The sequence below is a fragment of the Flavicella sp. genome (assembly GCF_029238425.1).
Classification (GTDB): domain Bacteria; phylum Bacteroidota; class Bacteroidia; order Flavobacteriales; family Flavobacteriaceae; genus Flavicella.
Genome location: NZ_JAQWGB010000215.1, coordinates 1 through 4,295 on the forward strand (window position 1 = coordinate 1; position 4,295 = coordinate 4,295).

Here is a 4,295-nt window from a genome sequence, read left to right on the forward strand (position 1 = left end):
ATTGAAAAATCCAATGAAGACAAATACAATCTAGTCAAACTTACCTACAACTACTCAAGACCTGAGATTCTAAATGATTTCCGCTTTTCTACAAGCATGGAGTTTGCTACTTTTTTTAATAAAGTTTCGGCAGATATACGATATCGAAAATTAACTAATAAAAATAGACAGCTTGACTTTAGATGGTATACGGGAGTTTTTATTGGTAACAGTACCGACCCTGACTCTCATTATTTTAGCTACGGACTAAGCAAGCCGCAAGATTATTTATTTGAATACAATATGTTTGGACGTGAAGAGGATGCTGGTTTTTTATATCAACAATACATCATTGCAGAAGGTGGGTTCAAATCCTTTTTTAAAGAAGATCATCAAAAATTTGCCAACCAATGGATCTCTACTTTCAATACTAGTTTTAATGTTTGGGAATGGGTAGAGATCTACAATGATATTGGGCTATTAAAAAATAGAAACACCCCACTTTTTTTAGGCTACGAATCTGGAATCCGATTCAATTTTATGCATGAAATTTTTGAACTGTATCTGCCAGTATATTCAAATAATGGATGGGAAATGAACAATGATTATTTCAGTAAAATTCGATTCACATTTGTTCTTGAACCTTTGAAAATATTCAACTCTGTACGTAGAGGGTTTTTATAAAATCTATTCCCTTTAAATCACTATCCATACATTACAAACATCCCTTAACCACTCATTTACAGACACTAAACCACCTTTTAATTTCGCTAGAAAAACAGTATCTTTGCAATACCAAACAAAGCTATTTGTATGACCTCTACCACATCTGAAACTACCTCGAAAAACTTATCTTTTGAACAATTCAAAGAAGAAATTCTTCAGGATTATTATATTGCTGTTCTAAGCAGAGAATGTAGTTTATTGGGTAGAAAAGAGGTTCTTACAGGAAAAGCAAAGTTTGGAATTTTTGGTGACGGAAAGGAACTACCACAAATTGCCATGGCCAAGGCTTTTAAAAAAGGAGATTGGAGATCTGGTTACTACAGAGATCAAACTTTTATGATGGCATTGGGTGAATTTACACCGCAACAATTTTTTGCTGGTTTGTATGCACACACAGATATTGATCAAGAACCTTTCTCTGCAGGGAGACAAATGGGAGGACATTTTGCTACTCATATTGTTGATGAAACTGGAGATTGGAAAGACCAAACTAAACAGTACAACACCAGTTCAGATGTATCTTGTACCGCGGCTCAAATGCCTAGACTTGTTGGTTTAGCATACGCTTCAAAGTTATATAGAAATGTGGATAGCCTAAAATCGGGTTATGAAAAATTTTCTAATAACGGAAATGAAATAGGTTGGGGAACCATAGGAAATGCTAGTACTAGTGAAGGTCATTTTTTCGAAGCGATCAATGCTTCAGGGGTTTTACAAATACCAATGGTAACAAGTGTTTGGGATGATGAATATGGAATTTCTGTACATGCCAAATACCAAACTACAAAAGAAAATATTTCTGAAGTTCTACAAGGTTTTCAAAGAGATAAAAAAAATAAAGGTCTTGAAATAATGCGCGTTGATGGTTGGGATTATGTGCAATTGATAGATACCTACAGCAAAGCATCAGAGCTTTCGAGAAAAGAACATGTACCTGTTTTAATTCATGTCCAAGAATTGACACAACCTCAAGGACATTCGTCTTCTGGATCACATGAAAGGTATAAAAGTAAAGAACGCTTGCAGTGGGAGGCCGACTTTGATTGTAACAAAAAATTTAAAGAGTGGATTCAAGAATTTGAACTAGAAACTCCAAATGGAGTTTTAAGAATTATTGAAAACGACTCGATATTAGAAGAAATTGAAAAACGTGCAAAAAAAGAAGTGCTTCAAGGTAAAAAAGATGCATGGAAAGCTTTTCTAGAACCTCTTAATAAAGAACAAAAAGAATTGATTCAACTTCTTGATGCAGTTTCTTTGGTAAGTGCTAATAAAAATTTCATCATTAAGATGAGAAATGAACTTGCCACCACCAAAGAACCTTCTAGAAAAGAAATATATTCTACAGCAAGAAAAGCCACTCAATTTCTAAGATTAGAAAGCTCTGAAGAAAAAGAAGCGCTACAAGCTTGGTTGGTTAAAAACAAGCAAATTGCACAAGATAGGTATAGCACCAAATTATACAACGACACCGGAAATGGTGTGAGTACTATAGATGAAATACCTGCCAGCTATGCTGTAGAAATTCCAGAAGTAGATGCCCGAATTATCATCAGAGATAATTTTGATGCTATTTTACAAAAACATCCGGATGTTTTTATTTTTGGTGAAGATTCTGGTAAGATTGGAGATGTAAATCAAGGTCTCGAGAGTCTACAAGATAAATTTGGAGAAGATAGAGTTACCGATACAGGAATTAGAGAATCTACCATTATTGGACAAGGAATAGGAATGGCTTTAAGAGGTTTACGTCCTATTGCAGAAATTCAATATTTAGATTATTTAATCTATACGATCCAAACACTAAGTGATGACTTGGCTTGTTTACGTTATAGAACATTTGGAAAACAAAAAGCTCCATTGATCATTAGGACAAGAGGCCACCGTTTGGAAGGAATTTGGCATTCGGGTTCTCCAATGTCGATGATACTTGGAACATTACGTGGTGTACATCTTCTTGTTCCTAGAAACATGACCAAAGCTGCAGGTTTTTACAATACCTTGTTAAAAGCTGATGAACCTGCCATTGTAATTGAAAACTTAAACGGATACCGTTTGAAAGAAAATCTACCGAATAACTTAGGTGAGTTTACAACACCAATTGGTTATGTAGAAACAATTAAACAAGGTGCTGATATAACCATTGTTTCTTATGGTTCTACTTTAAGAATTGTTGAAGAAACGGCTTTAGATTTATTACAAGCTGGAATTGATATTGAAATCATCGATGCACAATCTTTGATGCCATTTGACATCAATCACGATATCTCAAAAAGTGTTGAAAAAACAAACCGATTGTTAATTGTAGATGAAGATGTGCCAGGAGGTGCTTCCGCATATATTTTACAAAAAGTTTTGGACGAGCAAAATGCCTACAATTATCTAGACAGTAAACCTGCAACACTAAGTGCAAAAGCGCACAGACCTGCATACGGAAGTGATGGGGATTATTTCTCAAAACCTTCCAAAGAAGATATTTTTGAAGCGGCTTATGCCATCATGCATGAAGTAAATCCGATGGAATTCCCTGAGCTGTTTTAACTTCAACTATATAAAAAATTAAAAAGGTCACCTTGATTTCCAAGGTGACCTTTTTTTTATTTTTAGAATACTGAAATCCTCAACTAATCTACAATCCTTTCACTATTAAAAATAACATCATCGAATTCAATTGTTTTCTGTGACTGGGAAGAATCAATGAAGTCCATTAATTCTACTTCATACACCACTCCTTCACCTATTTCATTTTGATGCTCTCCTTTGATTTCGTTATTCATTGTACGAACCTCTACCTCTATATCTTTTTTCGTCTCGTCGGTATAATAAATAGTATTCAAGGCAACCTCATCTCTTCCAATTTTCACCAATTGAATAAACTCTGCCATTAATTCATTGGCTTCAACTGCTACATACCCTTGTACCAACTCTAAAGGCACCTGTACAACACCTGCACCAGGAGCCGTTTCCACATCTACTCTTTCCAGACCATAATAGGCAATTTCTCCTAATTTTTTCTTTTTAAAATCTGGGTGTTTAACGGTTACCTCTACCGGGCCAGTAACCTCTAGAATAATAGATTGAGTTAAATCAACATCCTCCAAAGTTATATCTCCAGCAACAAGATTCTTTTTTATTTCAACTTTATATCCTGTTTTTTCATAATTATGGATAATCTCCATATTTATTCCTGGTTGAAGTGTTAGACCAAAACCTATGGTCACCGAATAAGGTTCGCCATTTGTAGGTGGAACTCCTTCTTCTATTTCACTAGTATCATTACATGAAACAATAGCAACTGTAATAAACGTATAGACCAAAAACTTGAGTCCTTTGTTAAAAATTGTTTTCATAATATTTCATTTTTAAAAATAAATTCAAAAAAATTTCAAATCTATTTTTTGGTTATTATTTGGTTAGATTCTCTTGATTCGATAAAATTATCTGTTACATCAATAATCTTCAATCAAAAGGCCTTCTTCTAAGGAGTTCAATACATAATGTGTTTCTTCTCCCAACATATTTGCATGTTCATTTTTAAAACTTCCCTCGTTCGTTATAATTTCAACTGCGATCATCTCTGAGGCAGTATA

At 34.2% G+C, this 4,295-nt stretch carries 2 protein-coding genes and 1 pseudogene; 2 read left to right on the forward strand and 1 reads right to left on the reverse strand.

The window, feature by feature from the left end; all coding sequences use genetic code 11:
- Both P8H68_RS14530 and P8H68_RS14535 read left to right on the forward strand, forming a co-directional pair.
- A pseudogene (locus P8H68_RS14530) lies at nucleotides 1-663 on the forward strand (aminopeptidase); the annotation flags it as partial.
- 129 nt (nucleotides 664-792) lie between these two features.
- Nucleotides 793-3,246 (forward strand): alpha-ketoacid dehydrogenase subunit alpha/beta, encoded by a 2,454-nt coding sequence (locus P8H68_RS14535; protein WP_300326806.1) that lies wholly within the window; start codon nucleotides 793-795, stop codon nucleotides 3,244-3,246.
- An 83-nt stretch (nucleotides 3,247-3,329) separates the two neighbouring features.
- Here the strand turns inward: P8H68_RS14535 and P8H68_RS14540 are convergent, their stop codons facing one another.
- Nucleotides 3,330-4,055 carry a hypothetical protein gene (locus P8H68_RS14540; RefSeq protein WP_300326810.1) on the reverse strand — a complete coding sequence of 242 codons (726 nt, stop codon included), beginning with the start codon at nucleotides 4,053-4,055 and terminating at the stop codon, nucleotides 3,330-3,332.
- Nucleotides 4,056-4,295 lie beyond the last annotated feature (240 nt).